Below are 23,049 nucleotides of genomic sequence, written 5' to 3' on the forward strand. Positions count from 1 at the left end.
ACCATACACCTAAAAATCTAAACTTGATTAGCCAGGACAGCTTGTACTGCTTCTTTGATTTCTTCATAACCGGTGCAGCGGCAGATATTTGACTGCAGCCATTCTTCCATCACCAGGTCATCCGCATTAGGATGAATAGTTGCCAAAGCATGGCAAACCATTAAGAAACCTGAGGTGCAATACCCGCATTGAAAACCCCACTTTTCCACAAATGCTTTTTGAATAGGGGCGTTTTCCAGACCTTCCACAGTAGTAATTTTATGGCCCACGGCTTCTATGGCCAGCATCAGACAGGACTTAATAGGCCAACCGTCAATAAGCACGGTACAGGCACCGCAATCCCCGTTCTCACAGCCCGGCTTGGCACCGGTTAATCCGCAGTGTTCCCTTAATACATATAATAAGGTATCAGATGGTCTAATGGACACCGACCTGATTTGATTGTTAATATTCAAATCAATATTATTTTGACCCGCATGGTAAATCTGCATTACTCTGCCTCCTCCAGGGTGGTCAACGAATTGAGCAGGGTATTTTTTAAAACATATTCTCGGAATTTTGCCGAGCCGACACCATTATCCAGAATGGGTGCCGGTAAATGCATCAGAGCATCACTGACCCGCTCCTGCGGCGATTTACTTCTGTTATTGAGAGCATCTTCCAGTTCCACTGACCTAAAGGGGAAGGAACAAACCCCGCTTAAACCTATCCTGATCTTGCCATCCTTTTTGATGGCTGCAAGGGAAACCAGTGGATAGTCTATTTTTTCATTTTTCGTTTTTTTTACGTGGATATAAGGAAGCTCAAGATAATCCTGACTGATGATCAACTGTACCAGGAATTCCCCACTTCCCAGATTAATTCTTTCCCGAAAAATCTCTCGGAAAGGTACTCGTCTCGTCCCGTTTATTCCGGCGACAACAGCCTCACTGTCAGTAAGTAGCAAGGGAAGTGATGTCTCTCGGTATATAATAGTGCCGCAAATATTACCTCCGATGGTAATCTTCCCTTGCACGGTGTGATCGGCTATGCGACCGCAGGCCTTCACCAAAAGAGCGTATATTCTTGACTCGGTAATCTGGGTGAGTGTTACCCCAGCGCCAATGATAAGTTTATCGTCCCTAATCTCTAGTACCCGACATTCGGGAATGTTTTTTAAATCAATCACTGCCTGGGTATGGATATTATCCGTCCGGGCCATGGTGATGATTTCCGTACCCCCTCCGTAATAAATAGGGGATCTATTTTGCCTGTTTAATTCATCGAAAGCATGTGCCGCCTCAACCAGGGTATCCGGTCGATAATAATCAAAATCAAAGGGAATCATGTCATCCCTCCTGTTTTCGTTTTCCAAATAAATTCCGGAGTAATGGGAAAATGGTTTAAGTCCACCTGGGCCGCCGCGGAAAGAGCATTAGCCAAGGCACCGGGCATGCCGATGACACCATGCTCTGCCAATCCCCGGGCACCGTAGGGTGCATCTACCTGGGGGGTCTCTACGAATTCCACCAGATATTCCGGATTTTCTCCAAAATGCATTACCTTGTAGGTACGAAGACTGGTGTCCAGCACTATCCCGTCCGCCCCATATGTATATCCTTCCCGACTGCCCATGCCCAGTCCCATGCTCATCCCCCCGGTAATAAGACCCCGGGCAGACTTGGGATTAATCACTTTTCCCACATCCATCACTGTGGCCGCCTTAACCAATCGATAGGTAAATTCCTCAGTATCATATTCCACCTCCACTGCCTGGACACCCACGGTCCAACCCGGGCCAGGTTTACCCTTTCCCGTTTCCGGATCAAGGGGAGTAAGATGATTCATGATATAGCTTCCCCGACCTAAAATTTGTCCGGCAATACCATTGCCGTTGGGGTACTTGTAACCATGGATCACATCGGCAAATGCCACATAAATCTCAGGATCTTCCTTCAAAAGGACTTTTTCGTCGGCAATATCCAATTGATCCGGCGAGCATCTCATCACGGTGGCCGCTAAACTTTTCAGCTGACGGATCACGTCTTCTGCTGCCTCCAGAACAGCCTGTCCCATCATAAAGGTGGTCATGCTGGCCACTGTCTTCCAGTGTTCCGGTGAGGTTTGGGTGTCCACATCCAGATAAACATGGATGCGATTGACATCCATCTTCATTTTTTCCGCCAATATCTGAGCGGCGGTAGTTTTCATCGCCGGACCTATTTCAGTTGCTCCGCAATTTAGGTTGATACTGCCGTCTGTATTAAAACTGATAAACACTCCTGAGATAGCATCGGAGGGAGAATTAGAGGTTTTCCAAAGGCAGCTGATCCCTTTAGCCCGTACTTTGTTTCCTCCGATTTCCAAACGCATGCCTTCCTGCCAGTTTATTAATGCTTTCATTTTCTCCAGACACTGAGTTAAATCCCCCAGATTACTGGAAGTTAACTTCACCTGAGTAGGAGAGAAATTACCAGGTTTGAGGGCATTTTTCAGACGTAATTCTAAAGGATCCATTTTTAGAAGAAATGCTAATTTGTCTACCGCCCGTTCCATACAGAAGGTATATTCCCCATGGCCGAAACCTCTCAAAGAAGTGATATAGGGATGGTTGGTATAGACACAGTAAGCGTCACACCAAAGGTTTTCAATATTATAGGGGCCAGTGCAGTCAATAGCAATGGATTTAGCCATACGGGGGCCAATATCGGCATAGCCTCCGCAGTCTACCAGATAGGTAAATTCCGCTGCCTTAATGATGCCATCTCTGGTGGCGCCTAATTTAATTTTTCCTTCCAGCCCCATACCACAGGGTGATACGGTAAAATCTTCCTCCCTAGTGTTGACGATTTTCACCGGCCTGCCTCCCACCGATTTGGAGGCCATATAGGCCAGGATCTCCAATTGGCCAGTTACCTTACCTCCAAATGCTCCGCCCACCAACGTCGTACGCACAATAACTTTTCCTTCATCAAGCTGAAAGATCTGGCTCAAATGCTTCTTGACAGAAAAAGGGGCTTGAGATGAGGTGTGAATTATGATTCTCCCGTCGGGCAAAATTTCCGCCCGGCAGTTTCTCGTCTCCATAGCCACGTGATTTACCTGGGGATGGGAGAAACTTAGTTCTACCACAGTATTACTTTCTGCCCAGCCCTTTTGCAGATCACCTTTACGTATTTTTATATGATTATTAATGTTGGTGCCCGGTATCGACGCAATTTCCTGATTATCAGCATACTGCCCCAAGTTTTCATGAATAATAATGGCTTCAGGCTTCATGGCATCTGACGGGGAATTCAACGCAGGAAGAGGTTCATAGTCAACTTTGATCCTTTTTACCCCTTCCATAGCCTGCCATTCATTCTCCCCAACCACCAGTGCCACCGGCTCACCAAAATAGCGTACCTTGTCCTTAGCGATAGGGGGTTGGTCAAATAAAGCTGTGCCGATCAAGACCGGGAAATCGTTACCGGTGACTACCGCCCGAACTCCGGGGGCAGACAAAGCTTCATTAATGTCCAGGGACTTGATCTTTCCATGAGCAATGGTGCTGGTTAACATTTTTACATATAAAATACCCCGTTCATGGAAATCATTATTGTATTTCGCCCTGCCGGTGACCTTTGACCAGGATTCCTTTCTGGGTACACTGACGCCAACAGCCATAATTTTTCCCCCCTAACCATGTCTTATCTATCTTATTATTGCACCAATCGTGTTTTATTATGATAATCATAGCAAGAACAAGCACAGCAGTGAACTCGTTCAGCTAAAGCTGAACATCGGGGCCTTCAGATGGGGAATCTACCCCACCTGAAGTGAAAATAGGAGCTCCCACTTATAGAAGTGGGAGTCTTGGAATTTGATAAAAAAAACAGCACTCAAATATGGTGCTGTTCTTACATTAATTTAAACGATCCAAAACCTGCAATTGGGAAAATAAGCTCATTAATTGTTCTTTTTTTCTGGGGATGGGTGTTTCTTCTTTAATCGCCTTGTTTTTTACCAGTTCGTCAAAGACATCCAGCACCCAGGGTTTCCTCAAATTAGCCTTTCTTAACACCTGAGCATTACGAAATATTTCCTCCGGCAATCCTTCGGCAATGATTTCTCCCTTGTTCATAACAAAAATATAGTCCGCCCAAGCATATATCTCATTTAAATCATGACTGGATAAAATCAATGTCGCCCCCGTTTGATTAAAATCATCCAATAACTGCATCATTTCCGCACAATAATAAGGGTCCAAACCGGCGGTAGGTTCATCCAAAAAGATGACCTCCGGCTCCATAGCCAAAATACCGGCAATAGCTACTCTCTTTTTCTGTCCATGACTGAGAAAATGAGTGGGTTTATCTTTAAAATCCCAGGTACCCGTTCTTTTTAAAGCTTGTTCTACCTTGGTACGAATTTTTTCTTCCGGCCATCCCATGTTCACCGGGCCAAAGGAAACATCCTGATATACGCTGGCTGAAAAAAGCTGGCTATCAGGATCCTGAAAAACAATCCCTACATTTTTGCGCAGTTCTTTCAAACTTTTGGAGTTATAATTAACTGAAGCCCCTTTATAAATGATCTTTCCTTTTTCCGGCCGATGCACGCCATTAAAATGTAAAAAGAGGGTAGATTTCCCGGCACCGTTATTCCCCACTACTCCAAACTTTTTCCCTTTCTCAAATTTCAAGGATAGATTTTTCAAGGTAACCGTGCCATCCATATAAGAAAAATTCAGGTTTTCTGCCTCTAAAATATATTCAGACATTATTGACCTCCTAAATGAAAGCTAAAATAATCAGTCCAAGGTCTATCAGACTAAAAACAGCAATATTCGCCAGAGAAAAGTGATATTTGGGGTTAATCACCTTAAGTTCGCTTTCATAACCTCTGGATAATAAACAATCATATAAAGCTTTTGTTTTAAAAAATACTTTCTGGCACAGATTTCCAAAAAGGATGCCAAAAGAGTAGATCGACCGCTTAAAATTGCAATATCCCCAGCGGGAAGACTGGGCAGTGTAAATATTAAAGGCCGTTTCCACAAAAACAAAAATAAAGCGGTACATCAACATCATCAATTCCGCAAATATCGCGGGCACCTTCATTTTTTGCAGCAGATAAATCAACTCAATCATCGGTATGGTTAAGGCAATAAAATACAGGCAAGTCACCGCGCTCAGCGCCCGCATCATAATGGAAAAGGATTGAGCCAGACTGGTTTCCGTGACACCCAGATAAAAGCGTCCCAGTTTTAGACTGGCCAACATTCCGGCAGGATCATCAACAATGAGCACACCAATGGTCACTACGCCAATCAGCAAAAAACTCAATGGTACGAGCATCAGTTTGGCAACTACCCTCCAGGGAACACGGGCTTTAAAAACCAAAAGACCCAACATAATACCGATAATAAGCAAATGAATCAGCGGTTTATGAGCCGTGAAACAAATAACCAGAGTAGCCATGGCAAAAGCAAACTTCTCCCCAGGATGAATCCCACGCATTTTATTGGTATAAACAAATTGGTCCACATAAAACATGATTAACCCTCACTTATCTGCAAATGAAAAATCCCTCAGCCTCCAGCCAAGGGAATCCATAATGATCCTTATATAATAGTCTTCCCAGTTTCCTCTGGCGAAAACTTTTATTTAAGGCAGGTCTTCTGGCTCTCGTGTCATCCTCCTCCCGCACCTTCCCACCCTGAACCTACCAGGCAGTGGCATTACGGGGATTCGTCTTCGATTACAGCGGCGGATCCGCACCGGAATATACACCGGTTTCCCTATTCTCCTTAACGGCACCTAAAATACAATATTCATTTAAATGTATTTTACATCAGTAATCTCCAAAATACAACTACTTAATCAAATGATCTTTAATTCCTTTCACACACTTACACAAAGAAACCTGTACATATCTCCCTGTCTACAATATAAAGACCTAAAACCAATATTAATAATTAAAAACTCCTTCCGAAATACAGAAGGAGTTCGTGATTTCGGTAATTTCCCGAAGACAGATCTTCTACCCAAGATAAGTGAGTTTTTTTAACCATGAATCTCCTTATATCGGAAATACCGATGGATGGCTTCTGTCACTGATTTCCTTACAGTACGTCCGATCATACCACCTACTACAGTTGCCGTACCGGCATAGGGGAGGCTTTCCCCTTTCCCGGTCGCGGCAATGACTACCGCATCGGTAGATGTACCGGAAGCGGGTTCACCGGTAAATATATCCTTAATTTTCAGATCTTGCAGAGCCATGGTTTTAGCTTCTGTGGCCGTGATCACAGCATTGACCATGCCTCCCTCGGTCAAATTGCCATCCACAAGCAGAATGATGTTGATAGTACCCATACCCTGAAAATCCATGGGTGGAGGGGTGCCTCCCGCTGCCATGGCATTACTGGTTCCTGCAGTGACAATGGCAGTAACTGATATATCCTGATTACCTTCAGACTCCACCGCTGCATCTTTCACATGGGCAGCCGTCATCATGCCCACACATTGATCCGGTGATATTTCAATTTCTTTAATCCCCTTGGCAAGATCCTCCATAGGGTCATCCCCGGAATAACCGGATATGACCTGTTGGTTTACGACAAAATTGGGCGTATTGAATCCTCCGCCTAAGACGGAAGAATTTAATGTGATCAGTTTTTTTTCTGAACAAAGCACTAATATATTATTTTTTTCATATAACCTGATCCCCGGTACTTGAATTTCATATTCAAACATTTTACCTCTGCACCTGCCTCAAACCTACTGAAATCCCCTCTCAAACCTGGATTTTTTTAATATGCTTTTATATTATGTCATCGCTCCTTAAGATCTAAAAAAATTTTTCAGCCCGGCCCAGATTACAAGCCGGGCAAAAAATTAAGGAGTTGTTATGGCTAAAATAATAAAACCTCATCTTCTTAAGAAAATGAGGTTATAAACAATGCATACTGCGCACCCCTTTTTCCGCGAAAGGAAATTACACCTTTCGAACTAGGCAGGTTTCCTGACTCACATATCATCATTTTGCTTTCCTATCATGAAAATCCTTAATGGATTTCAAAGCAAAACTCCTCGTTTACAGTGGCGCGACCGTCCAGGATTTTAACCTGGTTCCCTATTACCCCTTGATGATTCTTATTCAAGGGCACCTAATTCCAAGTACTATTCATTTGTTTGTAACATTCTAACACCTAACCTTAAAGAAAGCAAGAAATATTTCACAATATTATTCACAATCTTTTGGGCTGATCTTAACCACACTTACTATATCCGCAAGATCGGCAGAGGACGCAGCCTCCTTCATGTTCCAGATCACCTCCGCATTCCGGGCAGGTAATATCTTTCTTCTTTTCTTGTTGCTTATAAAGATTCTCAACTTCATTGGCCATATCATTCAAGTCATGACCATTGCTTTCCATCACAGCAACGTCCAAAACCTTTTCTAAAGAACGGGCGATGGCATCGGGACAAGACAAAACTCGGATATTTGTCCCTTTGGATTTACGGCTTAGGGTCGATGGGCAGCGGATTCCTTTCATTTGCTCAATCACAGCATCGGGGCTGATTCCCGATCTTAAAGCCAGTGACACCAGACGACTGGTGGCTTCCGTCTGGGAAGGGCATCCTCCCCCTTTGCCCAAATTGGTAAATACTTCACAAATTCCATTGGTGTCATAGTTCACCGTGATATATAAATTCCCACAACCGGCAATTGCCTTTTCCGTGATTCCCTGGGTGATTTCCGGACGAGGCCGAGGAGCAATCTTGCCATCACCCGAGGTACTGGACACATTTATCTGATCCGGATCGGTCACTTCACCTACATTAAGTACCTGACCCTCCCGCGACCCATCCCGGTACACAGTCAGTCCTTTACACCCCAATTCATAAGCCAGGAAATATGCTTCTTCAATTTCTTTTACATGAGCATTTCGGGGAAAATTAATGGTTTTACTTACGGCATTATCCGTATACTTTTGGAATGCGGCTTGCAAGCGGACATGCCAATAAGGAGAAATATCCTGAGTTGTCACAAAAATACGTTTCACCTCATCAGGAATACCTTTAATCATGCTCACAGAACCAAGTTTTTTGACCTTTTCCATTAATTCAGGTGTATAAAAGCCTTTTTCCAAGGCAAGGCGCTTAAATACAGGATGAACCTCCATCAGTTTGTCTTCATCCATGCAGACCTTGGTGTAGGCCACAGCAAAAAGAGGCTCAATCCCGCTGCTGCATCCGGCAATCATACTGATGGTGCCGGTGGGGGCAATGGTGGTGGTGGTGGCATTTCTCAGGGGCATGTTTTCTTTTTCCCAGCGGCTTCCATGATACTGTGGAAAAGTACCTCGATCTTGCGCCAAATTCATGGAAGCCTTCTTAGCCTCACTATTGATAAATTTCATGATCTGTTCCGCCACAGTGACAGCTTCTTCCGAATCATAAGAAATTCCCAATAAAGTTAAAAGATCGGCAAAACCCATCACCCCCAGACCGATTTTCCGGGTTTCTTTGGATCGGGCCCCGATTTCCGGTAAAGGATAGGTGTTGGCATCAATGACGTTATCCAAAAAATGAACGGCCAGATGAACCGTTTCCTTCAGCTTTTCGTAGTCAATGCCCCGACCATCATCTTTTCCCATCCGGGCCAGGTTAATAGAACCCAGGTTACAGGACTCATTTGGCAGCAAAGGTTGCTCTCCGCATGGATTGGTGCTTTCAATTTCCCCCATATGCTGCAAAGGGTTGTCCCCGTTGATGCGATCCAGAAAGACAATCCCCGGCTCCCCGCTTTCCCAGGCTTTTTCCACTATCAGCTTAAATACTTGGGCTGCATCCAGAACACCCATCACTTTTTTCCCAATAGGATCTCTCAGCGGATAGGTTTCTTTTTTTCTCACCGCAGCCATAAATTCCTCGGTAATACCCACACTGAGATTAAAATTTGTCAACTCCGATTTATCTTCTTTGCATTTAATAAATTCTAAAATGTCAGGGTGGTCAACCCGAAGAATACCCATATTGGCACCCCGGCGCTTGCCTCCTTGTTTGACTGCTTCTGTAGCCGTATTAAAAACTTTCATAAAACTAATGGGACCGGAAGCTACCCCACCGGTGGAACGCACAACGGAGCCTTTTGACCGGAGCCGGCTGAAACTAAACCCGGTTCCCCCGCCGCTCTTATGGATCAATGCCGTATTCTTAACTGCCTCAAAAATCCCCTCCATCGTGTCGGGCACCGGCAAAACAAAACAAGCCGATAGCTGCCCCAATGGCAGCCCCGCATTCATCAATGTAGGGGAGTTGGGCAGAAAATCAAGGCTCGTCATCAGATGATAAAAACGATCGTGAAGTGCAGCCACCTCTTCTTCCTTAGCTCCATAAACCAGATCTATCTCCGCGATCGACTTGGCGACCCGATCAAACAACTCTTCCGTACTTTCAATTATTTCTCCTTTTTCATCTCGGTTTAAATACCGGCGCTCCAATATTGCTAAAGCATTTTCTGTTAAATCTAACATTTTCTGTACCCCGCCAATCATCTATTTATTAATTCATGAAAGTAATATATACAACACCTGCTTCTTTTTTCCCTTTTAATAGCTCACAATGCCTTAAAACAGTAAATTGTTTTTCGATTTCTGCCAAAGGCAGCGCAAAACGCTCCACTAGTTGATCCCGGGTAACCTGTCCCTGCTCCCGGACAAATTCATAAATATTTTTCTGTAAATCAGTTAATCCTTCTGTTCCCGTTTGACCGGTCATTTGGCGATGCATTTTAGCGCTGTGCACCGCTGCAACATCACAAGTCTTGGGAGGCTGAACTCCAGCTACGAAACAATCCTCACAAACGATTTTCCCATGCAGCTTCATTTCATCTCCTGCCGGGATTTCCACCCGGCATTTTTCACATAAAGTCACCTTATTTCCTCCTTTTCTCAATAAAACTAGCCTTATTTTCTTCTATTATTATATCTCATATGTTTTATCTTTTTGGGAGAAGACCTTTTTCTCTTTCTCCTCTTTCATTGTAGTGATTAAGTATTGCAGATACTTAAAAAACACATATAAGGTAATCAACACAGCCAACCACAGCTGCAGCCACGCTAGCTCATGAAGGAGAGGTATCGTTTGCTGCCCCTTGGTAAAAAAATCATCTGCCAGCTTCATAGCGGTAGCGCTAATCACAAGGGGAAAGGTAAAGGCAGAATAACTAGTATAGAATTTTAAGCTCAATAATCTTGGCAGAAGAATTAATATCGCTGCATAGAATAAAATTGACATGGTGAGCAGCAGTTTAATAAGCATTATGTTATGCTCCGTAAAGGAATTTAAATACCCTGCCAGAAACATACTATTCGGTGCCGCTAAAATCACTAATGTGGGCAAGGCAGCCTCCGGCATATCCTTCACCCTTAGGACCCGGTATAAAACAAGCACCAAAAGGAAAATGTAGACTACCAACCCCACCCAAAAAGCCATTTGCCCAACCATCTTTATCCCCATGAAAGATGCTGTTACACTCATCACCGCAATACCTGCATACATAACGAACCAGGTTGGGAAAACATATTTAATGTTAAATTGCATGGTAAATTTTAAGCTAAACCAGATCATGAATATAAGGTGAAAAATTCCTCCGCTTACCCATATAATAGCAGAAAACACTGGAAAATATGGTTTTATATAAGAAGCTAACACAGTCATAGCCATAAAAAATGTTGGAAATACACTGGCTACGAGAGGGTTATTTAATTCCGCTTTTACCTTTTTAGAATAAAATATGAGTTTACCCATAAATAATAAGAATAGAATACCGGATACCCCCCCCAGAACATTCCTAACTGTCCCACCATAGGGACCATAGGATTGGAGAAGGTTACCCAAAGAAGCAAACCCTAAGATAAATCCCCCCAAAGGTAAAGGATATTCATAAAGAATCGTCTTCATGATCAAACTTCCTTTTTCATAATCTACATCTTATTTTTCATCCGGTAAAAGCTTTTTTCGATAATATCCATCCGCCATATATAGAGCAGCAACAGGATTATGTCCCAAGACCCGATCTTTTACTGCGAGTACCGTGACTGGAGCTTCGGAATGCTTGATAAAAAGAGTATCATGACCGACACATAATCCCAGCAGGATATTTAACTCTGTCATAGCTTTATTTAAAAACACCGCCTGACCGATGGGGTTACACATCGCTTCAAAGGTATCAGGACGTACTAGCTCTTGATCCTTCAGATGCAAAAACTCTTTTTTGGCGACACTGCCGTTTTTGCAGATCACGGAAGTCACCGTGAACCCATGGGCCGTTAAAATTTTATGGAAAATGGCCATTTCTTTTTTTAAACCGGTACAAAAAGCCACACCCAGATTGGTAAAGCCGCATTTACGCGCAAAATCCATGATTTCCTCCACCCTGGTTTTTTGGCAATACCCTTCACTTTCTACAAGGGCTGCCTTCTGTGCCCATAAAAGCTCTTCTCCGGTATACATTTTTAGAATTTCATCCAAAGATTCATCATCCAAGGTAGGGCAATTTTTCGGCAATCCTTCCTTTTCCCCTTTGGAACACCCATGGATTTTGCAAACGCCGCAAGAATATTCTCCGATACCCATCTTATCATCCCTCTCTGTCATTGATCTTTCATCTTATAATTCTAACGCATTTATGCCCGAAAAAGAAGTTAAAAATATTTTCATCCATAGTTCATCAATGGGAACAGTCTTCTGGTTCCAACTGGCTTCGAGAAACAGAAAACCAGCCGTTAAGCTGGTCATTTGCCGCCGCAGTAACTGCGGCATTTGCTATTTCAATTTTCTTAATCTTTAAAGCAAGATGTCATTGGGTATAAGAAAACACCCTTGAGGCTGAGAAAAATATCCCTTTGGTTTACATATGCCGAGTATCAAAAATACGTTTACTCTTTTTTTCACTTCTTCCCAATGCACCGCAGGGCAAAACCTCAACGTCCACCATGATACCAATTTTAACCTTAATGTTTTTTTGCAAGCGTTCTCCTACCGATCTGTGGTCATGACCTTCCTCCCCTTCTACCTTTACCGTCATCATATCCCTTCTCTCTTCGCGGGAAAGATGAATCTGATACTCACTGCTGCAGCCGGGGGTAATGTGTAAAACGTGGTCAATTTGTCCGGGATAAATATTAACCCCTTTAATTTTGATCATATCGTCTGTGCGTCCCTGAATCCGGTCAATCATAGGATAAGGACTGCCGCAAGGGCATGTGTCAGGAAGCATGCGGGTAATATCATGAGTTCGATATCTTAATAAGGGCATTCCTTCCTTAGTCAAAGTCGTAATAACCAATTCCCCTTCTTCTCCCATGGGTAATTGTTTTTCTGTTATAGGATCAATGATTTCAAAAAGCAAATGATCAGACCAGTAATGCATCCCCTGATGTGCCGGGCAATCAATGCCAATCCCCGGTCCATAGACCTCGGTCAAACCGTAAATATCAAAACTGTCAATACCTAAGTATTCTTCGATTTTGGCCCGGGTTTTGTCCCCCCACCGTTCAGAGCCAAAGATGCCCATTTTCAAGTGGATTTGGTCTCTTAAACCTCTCCGAGCAATCTCTTCGGCCAGTAAGAGGCCATAGGAAGATGTTCCGCAAAGAACGGTTGTTTTTAGATCAACCATCATTTCCAATTGTTTTTCCGTATTACCGGGACCTGTAGGGATGGCCATGGCTCCTAATCTTTCCACCCCGGCTTGAAAGCCGATCCCAGCTGTCCAAAGCCCATATCCCGGGGTTACCTGCACCCGGTCTCTTTTGCCCACGCCCACGGTTTCATAGCACCGGGCAAACATTTCCGTCCATGTTTCCACGTCTTGTCGGGTATAAGGAATGATCACCGGTTTACCGGTAGTTCCTGATGAGGAATGGATGCGGATCACTTCTTCCTCGTCCACAGCCATCATACCCAAAGGATAGGTCTCCCGAAGGCTGTTTTTGTCAGTAAAAGGAACCCGCTCCAGGTCTTCGATGGTGCGAATATCTCCCGGTTGAATACCGGCTTCCTGAAGTTTTTTTCGATAATAAGGGGATTTTACGAAAAGTCGTTCCATTAAAGCCCCCAATTTCTGTTCCTGTTCAAAAACCATTTTCTCCATACTATATCTTTCCAATTGAATTGCCATCCAATTTTCCTCCATTCTCAAAATGAATAAATAAAACCAGGGCTATGCCTGGTTAACGTAACAAACCTCACCTGTACTCAGCTAGCTCTTCTCATCTAATCTCTGCTCATCTCTTATATTCATTTTTACCTAACTAATTTGCCGTAAGTCTCTCGCCTTTCAGGCGTGAGCCAAACGCCAACAAAGTCATGCATTAGCAGTTCTAAAACTTAGCAAGAAAACCACTTGCCAAGTTAAGAACTTGCGCCAAAAGAAGAATCATCTGTCTCAACTAAATGAATTATACCATAAGGATTTCACTTCTGCCATAACTTTTTTATTTTCCTGAAAAAGTGTTATACTGTATACACAGAGAAAACAGCTTGCGCAAATGCAGAAAAAGAAATAAAATGTATACTAATTAGGTATTTTTCACAAGGAGGGTTTCTATTGATTAAAAAGTTTAAAAGAGTGCTCGTAGCCAACCGAGGGGAAATTGCCATACGAGTTTTCCGGGCTTGCACAGAGCTTGGTATTCGTTCGGTTGCTATCTATTCCAATGAAGATAAATATTCTCTTTTTCGTACCAAAGCCGATGAATCCTATCTCATTGGAGAACATAAAGGACCAATCCAGGCTTATTTGGATATTGACGAAATCATCAGTCTCGCCATAAAAAAAGGAGTGGATGCTATCCATCCCGGCTACGGTTTTCTTTCTGAGAACCCGGAATTTTCACAAAAATGCGAAGAAAATGGCATCGTTTTTGTTGGTCCGACCCATGTAATGATGGATCGGTTGGGAGACAAAATCAAATCGAAATTATTAGCTAAGGAAGTAGGTGTCCCCACCATTCCCGGGGTAGAAAAACCCATTAGAACAGATGCAGAAGCCAAGGTATTCGCAGAACATTGCGGTTATCCCGTGATGCTCAAAGCAGCAGCCGGCGGCGGCGGCAGGGGCATGCGTATCGTGAATGATCAGGAAGAATTGCTGCCTTCCTTCCACAGTGCCAGAAATGAGGCCAAATCTGCTTTTGGCATTGATGATATTTTCATTGAAAAATATCTGAAACAACCTAAGCATATTGAAGTACAGATTTTAGGGGATAACTACGGAAACATCGTTCATCTCCACGAACGGGATTGCTCCATTCAAAGAAGACACCAAAAGTTGATTGAATATGCTCCCGCTCTTTGCTTATCCCAGGAAAAGAGAGAAGCTATTTGTCAGGATGCTCTGAAAATTGCTCAGTCGGTGAATTATCGCAGTGCCGGCACCGTGGAATTTTTGGTTGATGCCGATGATAATCATTATTTTATTGAAATGAATCCCCGGATTCAGGTAGAGCATACGGTGACGGAAATGGTTACCGGCTATGACTTGGTGCAAAGTCAATTGCTCATCGCCCAGGGTTATCCCTTGGATTCTTCCCAGGTTGGCATACCTTCTCAAAGTGCGATTGTGCCTAGAGGTTACGCTATCCAATGCCGGGTAACAACAGAGGATCCCAGTAATAATTTCGCCCCCTCTGTGGGGACCATTGATGCCTATCGCACCGGGTCGGGATTTGGGATTCGTTTAGATGGAGCCGAAGGCTTTACTACAGCAAAAATTAACCCTTATTATGACAGTCTGCTGGTCAAAGTTACGGCCAGCTCTCGCACCTTTGAGGACACCATTCGCAAAGCCACCCGTTCCTTGAAGGAATTAACGGTGCGGGGCGTGAAAACCAACGTCGGATTTCTCATTAATGTATTAAACCATGAAAAATTCCACCAAGGGGCCTGTGATACCGGCTTTATCAACAATCATCCCGAGATTTTTGATATTAAACCTAAAGCTGATAAAGAATTAAGATTGTTAAAATTCGTCGGTGAAATCGTGGTCAACGAAACGAAAGGAATTAAGGGAGAATTCGACATTCCCTTGGTGCCTCACATTGAAATCCCTCAGGATTTAAGAGGAACGAAACAAATTTTAGATGAACAGGGACCGGAAGGTCTAGTAAAGTGGATCCAGGCCCAGAAAAAGCTCCTCCTGACGGATACCACCATGCGCGACGCCCATCAGTCCTTAATGGCCACCAGGGTCAGAACCAAGGACATGGTCAAAATTGCCCCTGCTACCTCCCTTTTGGCGAAAGACCTCTTCTCCCTGGAAATGTGGGGCGGCGCGACCTTTGATGTAGCCTATCGTTTCCTGAAAGAATCTCCTTGGGATCGTTTGGAGCAATTAAGAATAGACATTCCCAATATCCTTTTTCAAATGCTTTTGAGGGGAGCAAACGGCGTTGGTTATAAAAACTACCCGGATAATGTCATCCGTGCCTTTATTAGAGAATCAGCACAAAGCGGCATTGACGTCTTCCGGATTTTTGACTCCCTGAACTGGCTGAAAGGGATTGAAGTTGCCATCGATGAGGTTTTGAAAAGCGGTAAGGTGGCCGAAGCTTGTATCTGCTATACTGGAGACATTCTGGACACTTCCAGGGATAAGTACTCCCTCCAATATTATGTGAAAAAAGCCAAGGAGATTGAGAAAATGGGCGCTCATATCCTGGCCATTAAGGATATGTCGGCTCTGCTTAAGCCTTATGCGGCAGAGAAGTTAATTAAAGCTTTAAAAGAAGAGATTTCTATACCCATTCACTTCCATTCCCATGATACCAGCGGTAACGGCGTGGCCTCCATCTTACTGGCCGCAGAAGCAGGGGTGGATATTGTGGACACAGCCTTAAACAGCATGTCAGGGCTCACCAGCCAGCCGGCTTTAAACTCTGTTGTTTCTGCCCTTGTCAATACGGAACGAGACACCGGCCTTGATCCCCACGGTATCCAACAACTGTCGGATTATTGGGAAGCGGTACGCCCTGTCTATAATATGTTTGAGTCGGAATTGAAATCCAGTACGGCAGAAATTTATGTTCATGAGATGCCCGGAGGCCAATACTCCAACTTTAAATCACAGGTAGACAGCTTTGGTCTGGCCCATCATTTTGCCGCTGTCAAAGAAATGTATAAAACGGTGAACGATATGGTGGGTGACATTGTCAAAGTAACGCCATCCTCCAAGATGGTGGGGGATATGGCCATCTTTATGGTGAAAAACCAGCTCACACCGGAAAATATCTATGAAAAAGGCCGTGACCTTAATTTCCCAGATTCCGTGGTAGATTATTTCCGAGGTATGATGGGCCAGCCGGAGGGAGGCTTCCCCGAGGAATTACAAAAGCTGATTTTGAAAGGGGAAGAACCGATTACCGGACGTCCGGGGGAAATACTGCCGCCGGAAGATTTTGCAACCATTGCAGCGCATTTGGAAGAAAAATATGATCATCAATTCAGCAATCAGGAAATCTTATCCTATGCCCTCTATCCGAAGGTTTATGAAGACTATCTTCATAGCTTGGAGGAAAACGGTGACTTAACCAGGATGGGCAGCGATATCTTTTTTCATGGTCTGAGAGAAGGAGAAACCTGCGATATTGAAATTGAGGAAGGTAAGAAGCTGATTACCCGCCTTTTAGAAATTGGAAAGCCGGACAATGAAGGATTTGTCACCTTGCAGTTTGATATCAACGGCAACAGACGAGAAATCAAAATCCGGGACAAGGGATATAAAATTATAAACACGGACTCTGAATTCAGCAAAATGGCCGACCCTGACAACCAGATGGAAATCGGTGCCAGTATCCCCGGTTCCATCTTAAAGGTCCTCGTCAAAGAAGGAGATGAGGTAAAGGAGCATCAAAGTCTGGTCGTCATAGAAGCTATGAAAATGGAGACCAACATTACTGCCCCGGTGAGCGGCAAAATTGATGCCCTGCTGGTGAAAGAAGGTCAGCAGGTAGATACCGGCGAGTTATTAATTAAAATGAAGTAAGTGAATAAAAGGCTGCTGCATACGAACAATTTAAGTTCGAACTGCAGCAGCCTTTTTCTTTCATTATTCTAATTACTTCATGAGGTAAAGAATTCTTTACTTCAACGGACTGACTTCGTGAATATAGCAAAAACCCCTCATGGGATTGACTGGTAAAAAAAACGCTCAAACCTTTTGATTTAAGCGTTCTAAAACAATTTCTTAACCTGTTTCTAGGCTTTCTTAATATCAGTTATTTCTGCAATCTTTTCTTCTGTACCTTTCTGGGCATTGCGGAATTCAGCCAGACTCTTGCCCACCGCTTTTCCCACTTCCGGCAATTTTCCCGGCCCAAAAATCACCAAAGCGATACCGGCAATTAACACCAGTTCCGGCACACCAATGCTGGGAATAAAGCCAAAATTCATAAAACTATTAATCATGATCTTCCCTCCTATTTGGTTGCGTTCGCTTCATCATCCAGGGGTAACCCTGCCGCCTTCATCACCTTACCGAATTCTTCTTCATATTCTTGATAGGTATGAACCTTAACCGGATAGTTCCAAGGATTAATGTGTCTCTTGATTCTGCTGTTATTCGCCAGATTTCGCGTCGGGCTCAAGAAAAGCCCGGGACCATGCATCAGTTTGCTAAAAGGGAAATATGCCAAAAGAACACAGACCAAGAACAAATGAATATAAAACATACTTCCGATTCCAACAGGCACTACCGGTTGAAAAGAAATCAGACCCATAGCCAGCTCCTTAACTCCAGCGACATCCGCCCGGAAAAAATACTTCATTAAGACACCGGACCCGGCAATGCTTAGAATCAGGAAAAGAGGAAAATAATCAGCAGCCAGGGATACGTAACGCACCATGGGAAGAGCAAATCTTCGGATTAAAAGATAAGTAAGAGCTGCCAGGATCAAAAGATCTGTCAGATAAAAGGTATACATACCAAAATCAAAGAATCCGTCTAACCCTTCCAGGAAGCCTACCAGCCAAGGGGTTTCCGGGGTAAATAATCGTAGGTGCCGTGTAATAATGATGAAAAACGAATAATGAAAAAGCAAGGCAGCTAACCATAGCCATTTTTCCCATATATAGGTGATATGGCCTTTTTCCGTGATTTTTGCCGTTGTATTACGGAACAAAGAGCGAAAGAGGAAAACCTCTTTTGCCATTCTGAGCCAAACACCCAAAGTAGTTGTGGGATTTTCAACCTGATCGGATTTAATCCAATCATGAGTTTTTTGCTGACCACAGGTGGTAGGAATGCGGTAAGGCACCGGAGATTTAGCCCAACTTACAATCCGATAAACAAGTCCTGCAATCAAAACAGCAAATGCCAAATAAGGTATAAATACACCCAGAATATATTCTCCCCCGGCCATTACGCCTATATAAGGGATTAATATTAAGAGCACGATCATTAATAATGCAAAACCAACGCCCATTTTTAACCCTCACTTTTCCTATGGTTTTTGTCTTATTATCCACCTGGAAGAACAGCTTAATGTTCTGTTTCTCCTGCTCTTTCTTTCACGGCGACGGCCATCTTATATAAAATCGTCAGAACTAAGGCTCCGATCGCCCAAACACCGACAGTAACCATCAGCTCGATCAGGGAAGGCAAATACTCTGTAATTCTTTCAAAGGTATTGGGAATAAAACCACCAATAATCAAAGCTAATCCTTTTTCAATCATCATGGCCACAAAAACAAATGCACAGGCCATACCAAGATATTTTTGATTCTTCCGTGTTTTGGGATTTAATAACAATACCCATGCCACGAGAGCCAATACCGTAAATACTGCCATGAAAGGAACCAAAGCCGTATGCCCCTCCAAGCCAACAAATAAATACTGCAAGGTATGCATATGTGTTGGAACTTGGCTATAAAAAGCTGTGAAAAATTCTAACCCAATAAAGAAAAGACTGATTGTCAAAGCATAGGTGATAATCACAGAAAGTTTATTCAACACCTTGTCCTCCACCTTAAAGCTGGTGAATTTCTTCAAAAACAGCATTAAGAGGATTAATAAGGAGGGCCCGCTGGCAAAGGCCGAGGCTAAAAATCGTGCCGCCATAATAGCCGTAAGCCAGTAATGCCTTCCCGGTAAGCCGGATATTAAGAAGGCGGTTACGGTGTGAATGCTCACAGCCCAGGGAATTGATAAGTAAGCTAGACGTTTGACCCAAGTGGCCGGAGAAACAGAGTTATATTCCGCCTCTAATACGTTCCAACCTACCAAAAGATTAATCAGCAAATATCCGCTTAAAACTACCATATCCCAAAACATCATGGAATGAGGAGTTGCCATAATAATAACATTGAATAACCGATCCGGTCTCCCTAAATCTACGATGATAAACAAAAGACACATAATGACAGCAGAAATGGCCAGAAATTCACCAAAGATGGTTACTTTGCCAAACTCCTTGGCGTTATGAAGATAATATGGTAAAACTACCATCACCGCCGAAGCGGCAACCCCTACAAAGAAGGTAAATTGACCAATATACAGGCCCCAGGATACATCTCTTCCCATATTTGTAACTGTCAAACCATTTTGGAATTGATAAATATAGGCGGCAAATCCGGCCGCTATCACAGCCGCAAGAAATCCCAGCCACAACCAATATCGTTTGCTTCCGCGAAAAATATGCTCAACCATAGCGGCCCTCCTTATATAATGTAGTAAACATTGGGGAATGTCCCCATACTGGCACTGCGTTGAATGGTAGGCTGACTCTCCATCAGCTTACGTACTTCCGAATTAGGATCATTCAAATCCCCAAAATGGAGAGCTCCATTTCTGCAAGCTTCGACGCAAAGAGGTAACTCCCCTTTAACCAAACGCTCCGCACAGAAATTGCATTTTTCTACCACACCTTTGGTGCGAGTCGGATACAACATATTGGCATCTGTAATTGAGGGTCGAGGATCTTGGAAATTGAAGCTGCGGGCTCCATAAGGACATCCGGCCATACAAAAACGGCAGCCAATACAACGGTGATAGTCCATCATCACTACACCGTCTCCTCTTTTAAAGGTGGCTTTGGTCGGACAAACCCGAACACAAGCCGGATTTTCACAATGATTACAAAGGAGCAGAAAAGGTCGTTTCATTAATTCCTGGCTCATGCGCTCATGTCCCAAACCCGGAAAAGAGTGTTCAAAATCTTCCTTCCAGATCCATTTTATTTCTTCTTCTTTCGGTTTGATCTCGGGGACGTTATGACCTTTGTGACAAGCGGCGATACAATCATCACAGTTTTCACATTTCTTGGTATCAATTACCATTGCCCATCTTTTACCGTCACTGGTAACGGTACTCTGATACTTGCCTGATCCCACCTGAGCAAAAATTTTATCGGCTTTGGCGGCTCCCAATCCCAAAATACCCACGCCGCACATGCGAATAAAATTTCTTCTGTCAAGTTTCATTATAGCTCACCCCCGATATGACATGTCCAGCAATTAGGATTAACATCAGAATAGGTATGACAAGAGTCACAGAATTTTTCTTTATCTGAATGGCAGCTTAAGCAGGTGTTTTGTAAGCTCATTTCATATTCCTTACCATCGGTGGCAACATAAGTGTCAAGACCATTACGTACTGATTCAATACGCCATTCATTCAATAATTGCATATGGTTGCTTCTCATAAATTCAGTATCTTCAATACATTTTTTTTCATCTAAGGCTTGAATCTCCGGCGTATTCAGATCCAATTCCGGTGCTGCAGAGCTTTGACCAAACATGTTAAAAATCGGATAAGTTAAAGCCAACACTACCACAACCAATAGGGGTATGATGATTTTTTTATCATACATCTTGCTCACCACCAGTCGTTTCAATGGGTTCCCCTCTTAAATTCGTTTCACGTACCCGGTCCCCTTCATCTTTCATGACCAGTGCGTTTCCTAACAGCTCATGAACACCGCATACCTCCACCCCAGGGTTCCAATATTGCATGAGATGAGGCATGGCTGCTCTGTCTAAGGCACAAATACATGAAAGCATATTCACGTCATGCTGCTCCTGAACATGTTGCACCGCATTGGCCCGTGGGAAACCGCCCCGCATTCTCATTTCCAGAAACTCATCATTGTTTAATCCGGATCCGCTGCCACAGCAATAGGTTTTTTCCCGAATGGTATCATCAGGCATTTCATAGAAGTTGTTGACTACATTTTTTAAAATATAGCGGGGTTCTTCAAACAGTCCCATCGCTCGGGCAGGATTGCAGGAATCGTGATAAGTCACACGATAACCATCATTCCGGCTGGGATCAAGCTTCAGCTTTTGATGACGAATCAGATCTGAGGTAAATTCAGTAATATGAACCATTTTGGTGGAAAGAGTGTTTTCAAACTTCGTTCCTGTAATAGGTGAAACAGGCGTTTCCAGAAAATCAGCCGGACCATTCATGGTATCCATATACTGATTAACTACCCGCCACATATGGCCGCATTCTCCGCCCAGGATCCATTTAACACCCAGACGCTTCGCCTCCGCATACATTTTGATGTTTAGTCTTTTCATCATTTCATGGGAAACGAATAGACCAAAGTTCCCGCCTTCTGAAGCATAAGTGCTCAGGGTGTAATCCAATCCTATTTCATGAAAAAGCATTAAATAACCCATAAAGGTGTAGATCCCGGGGTCGGCAAAATAATCACCGGACGGGGTGATAAAGAGCACCTCGGCGCCCTTGCGATTATAGGTGGGCTCAATGCGTATTCCGGTAATGTCTTCAATATCGTCACAAAGCATATCAATGGTATCCACTACGGCATGAGGTTGGATCCCCACGTGGTTTCCTACACGGAAACAATTGGATACAGAGGCCAAAATCCAATCCGTGTTAACCCCCAGCAAACCTAAAAGTTCCCGGGCGATGATGGTAATCTCCGCCGTATCAATCCCAAAAGGACAATAAACAGAACAGCGGCGGCATTCGCTGCATTGGAAAAAGTAATAGAACCATTCTTTGACCACATGTTCCGTTAAGTCACGGGCACCGACCATTCTTCCCATAATCTTACCGGCTTTGGTGAATTCTCGCCGATAAACAGAACGGAGCAGCTCTGCCCGTAAGAAAGGCATATTCTTCGGATCTCCCGATCCGAGAAAAAAGTGACATTTATCCGCGCAAGCTCCGCAGCGCACACAAACATCCATAAACAGCTTGAGAGAACGATATTTATCTAATCTCTCTCGTAATCCCTCTAATAGAATCTCCTTCCAATTTTCCGGCAGCTGCCAGTCATCATCTTCCGGGCTCCATTTTCGAGGGTTTGGCAGTCCCAAGACTTCATGATGTTTGGGATTTGAACCATAGTTGTAAGTGCCTTTTCTGAATTCAAAGGGAGCGTTAAACCAATTATCTTTTGGCATGATAATTTTGTTGCTCACCAAAGAATCAGCTTTGGGTAGTGAACTCATTTTTGCACCCCTTCACAGCTTTTTTCTTTATTGCACAGGAAGCACCATCATCATAATCTTCCTCGGAGTTTAACCCCTCAGCCAGAGCATTGGATCTCCGGAGCAAAGCATACACTCTGCGATTTGCCTGATCCACTTTAATTTGATAAAGATTCTCCCTGCATTCCGTGTAGATATCCATGGACATGAGCAAAAGGAAATCAATCTGACCGGCAAATTCTTGCCAATTAATCCATAATTCCTCTTGATGGGTGTAATAATCTTTCATTTGCTTTTCTACGATATGCTTAAAATTCTTTAGAAAGGACAAGGTTTGAGAAGGAGAAAAATCCTGTACAGCCCAAATCCTGATAATTTTATCCAGAGAAACCGCTACATCTTCTTTTTTCTCTTTCTGGGTAAACCAGTCGACAATCCCTTCCACACCCTGACGCAGGTTATACCCCACCGGATTGCCAAAGGGGTTTTTCTTATTTCTAAAAATACGCACTGTCTCCTGGGGATACTGATTTAAGATGGCTTCAAACCAAGATTCAATCAGAGAAGCTTTATGCTCCTGGAAAAACTCTGCTAAGTTTTGCCTTTTCATGTA

The 23,049-nt window shown here is 43.6% G+C and carries 19 protein-coding genes and 2 riboswitches; of the genes, 1 reads left to right on the forward strand and 18 read right to left on the reverse strand.

Features of this window, described 5'->3' with window-relative positions; all coding sequences use genetic code 11:
* Nucleotides 1-17: 17 nt before the first annotated feature.
* The 11 genes from CEQ75_RS18045 to CEQ75_RS18095 all read right to left on the reverse strand — a co-directional run bounded on the left by CEQ75_RS18045 (nt 18) and on the right by CEQ75_RS18095 (nt 13,119).
* Nucleotides 18-491, reverse strand: coding sequence for a (2Fe-2S)-binding protein (locus tag CEQ75_RS18045; protein WP_089612408.1), 474 nt, complete (start codon nt 489-491; stop codon nt 18-20).
* A complete protein-coding gene (locus CEQ75_RS18050; RefSeq protein WP_089612409.1) occupies nt 491-1,327 on the reverse strand; it encodes an FAD binding domain-containing protein in 837 nt (278 codons plus the stop codon). The genes CEQ75_RS18045 and CEQ75_RS18050 overlap by 1 nt, the downstream gene beginning before the upstream one ends.
* Nucleotides 1,324-3,645: a xanthine dehydrogenase family protein molybdopterin-binding subunit gene (locus CEQ75_RS18055; protein ID WP_089612410.1), complete on the reverse strand. Its 2,322-nt coding sequence runs from the start codon at nt 3,643-3,645 to the stop codon at nt 1,324-1,326. The genes CEQ75_RS18050 and CEQ75_RS18055 overlap by 4 nt, the downstream gene beginning before the upstream one ends.
* A gap of 238 nt (nt 3,646-3,883) precedes the next feature.
* A complete protein-coding gene (locus tag CEQ75_RS18060) occupies nt 3,884-4,741 on the reverse strand; it encodes an energy-coupling factor ABC transporter ATP-binding protein (RefSeq protein ID WP_089612411.1) in 858 nt (285 codons plus the stop codon).
* A 10-nt stretch (nt 4,742-4,751) separates the two neighbouring features.
* Nucleotides 4,752-5,516 carry a cobalt ECF transporter T component CbiQ gene (cbiQ, locus tag CEQ75_RS18065; RefSeq protein ID WP_089612412.1) on the reverse strand — a complete coding sequence of 255 codons (765 nt, stop codon included), beginning with the start codon at nt 5,514-5,516 and terminating at the stop codon, nt 4,752-4,754.
* 98 nt (nt 5,517-5,614) lie between these two features.
* Nucleotides 5,615-5,799: riboswitch (cobalamin riboswitch) on the reverse strand.
* Between the two features lie 227 nt (nt 5,800-6,026).
* Nucleotides 6,027-6,719 (reverse strand): adenosylcobinamide amidohydrolase, encoded by a 693-nt coding sequence (locus CEQ75_RS18070; protein ID WP_089612413.1) that lies wholly within the window; start codon nt 6,717-6,719, stop codon nt 6,027-6,029.
* 241 nt (nt 6,720-6,960) lie between these two features.
* A riboswitch (cobalamin riboswitch) is annotated at nt 6,961-7,151 on the reverse strand.
* Nucleotides 7,152-7,234: 83 nt separating this feature from the next.
* Nucleotides 7,235-9,505, reverse strand: a complete 2,271-nt coding sequence (locus CEQ75_RS18075) for a vitamin B12-dependent ribonucleotide reductase (protein ID WP_089612700.1) — start codon at nt 9,503-9,505, stop codon at nt 7,235-7,237.
* Between the two features lie 28 nt (nt 9,506-9,533).
* Nucleotides 9,534-9,905: a hypothetical protein gene (locus CEQ75_RS18080; protein ID WP_338031980.1), complete on the reverse strand. Its 372-nt coding sequence runs from the start codon at nt 9,903-9,905 to the stop codon at nt 9,534-9,536.
* A 48-nt stretch (nt 9,906-9,953) separates the two neighbouring features.
* Entirely contained in the window at nt 9,954-10,934 is a 981-nt protein-coding gene (locus CEQ75_RS18085) for a TDT family transporter (RefSeq protein WP_089612414.1), read from the reverse strand.
* A 30-nt stretch (nt 10,935-10,964) separates the two neighbouring features.
* Entirely contained in the window at nt 10,965-11,630 is a 666-nt protein-coding gene (locus tag CEQ75_RS18090; protein WP_242965323.1) for a DUF1847 domain-containing protein, read from the reverse strand.
* Nucleotides 11,631-11,883: 253 nt separating this feature from the next.
* The gene (locus tag CEQ75_RS18095; protein WP_420838534.1) at nt 11,884-13,119 is read right to left on the reverse strand and encodes a phenylacetate--CoA ligase family protein; all 1,236 of its coding nucleotides are present in this window, start codon (nt 13,117-13,119) and stop codon (nt 11,884-11,886) included.
* 465 nt (nt 13,120-13,584) lie between these two features.
* Between CEQ75_RS18095 and CEQ75_RS18100 the strand changes: the two genes are divergently transcribed.
* A complete protein-coding gene (locus tag CEQ75_RS18100) occupies nt 13,585-17,019 on the forward strand; it encodes a pyruvate carboxylase (RefSeq protein ID WP_089612416.1) in 3,435 nt (1,144 codons plus the stop codon).
* A 212-nt stretch (nt 17,020-17,231) separates the two neighbouring features.
* On the opposite strand, the gene CEQ75_RS18105 is transcribed toward CEQ75_RS18100, so the two are convergent.
* The 7 genes from CEQ75_RS18105 to CEQ75_RS18135 are packed head-to-tail and all read right to left on the reverse strand — an operon-like array spanning nt 17,232 to nt 23,046.
* The gene (locus CEQ75_RS18105; RefSeq protein ID WP_276327715.1) at nt 17,232-17,441 is read right to left on the reverse strand and encodes a twin-arginine translocase TatA/TatE family subunit; all 210 of its coding nucleotides are present in this window, start codon (nt 17,439-17,441) and stop codon (nt 17,232-17,234) included.
* An 11-nt stretch (nt 17,442-17,452) separates the two neighbouring features.
* Nucleotides 17,453-18,457: a sulfate reduction electron transfer complex DsrMKJOP subunit DsrM gene (gene dsrM, locus CEQ75_RS18110; protein WP_089612417.1), complete on the reverse strand. Its 1,005-nt coding sequence runs from the start codon at nt 18,455-18,457 to the stop codon at nt 17,453-17,455.
* A 56-nt stretch (nt 18,458-18,513) separates the two neighbouring features.
* Nucleotides 18,514-19,680 (reverse strand): sulfate reduction electron transfer complex DsrMKJOP subunit DsrP, encoded by a 1,167-nt coding sequence (gene dsrP, locus CEQ75_RS18115; protein WP_089612418.1) that lies wholly within the window; start codon nt 19,678-19,680, stop codon nt 18,514-18,516.
* Nucleotides 19,681-19,691: 11 nt separating this feature from the next.
* Nucleotides 19,692-20,453, reverse strand: a complete 762-nt coding sequence (gene dsrO / locus CEQ75_RS18120) for a sulfate reduction electron transfer complex DsrMKJOP subunit DsrO (protein ID WP_089612419.1) — start codon at nt 20,451-20,453, stop codon at nt 19,692-19,694.
* Entirely contained in the window at nt 20,453-20,842 is a 390-nt protein-coding gene (gene dsrJ / locus CEQ75_RS18125; RefSeq protein ID WP_089612420.1) for a sulfate reduction electron transfer complex DsrMKJOP subunit DsrJ, read from the reverse strand. The genes dsrO and dsrJ overlap by 1 nt, the downstream gene beginning before the upstream one ends.
* Entirely contained in the window at nt 20,835-22,457 is a 1,623-nt protein-coding gene (gene dsrK, locus CEQ75_RS18130; RefSeq protein ID WP_089612421.1) for a sulfate reduction electron transfer complex DsrMKJOP subunit DsrK, read from the reverse strand. The genes dsrJ and dsrK overlap by 8 nt, the downstream gene beginning before the upstream one ends.
* Entirely contained in the window at nt 22,435-23,046 is a 612-nt protein-coding gene (locus tag CEQ75_RS18135) for an RsbRD N-terminal domain-containing protein (protein WP_089612422.1), read from the reverse strand. Before CEQ75_RS18135 ends, dsrK begins: the two co-directional genes overlap by 23 nt.
* Nucleotides 23,047-23,049 lie beyond the last annotated feature (3 nt).

Origin of the sequence: Dehalobacterium formicoaceticum, assembly GCF_002224645.1 — a bacterium.
In the GTDB taxonomy this organism is placed as follows: domain Bacteria; phylum Bacillota; class Dehalobacteriia; order Dehalobacteriales; family Dehalobacteriaceae; genus Dehalobacterium; species Dehalobacterium formicoaceticum.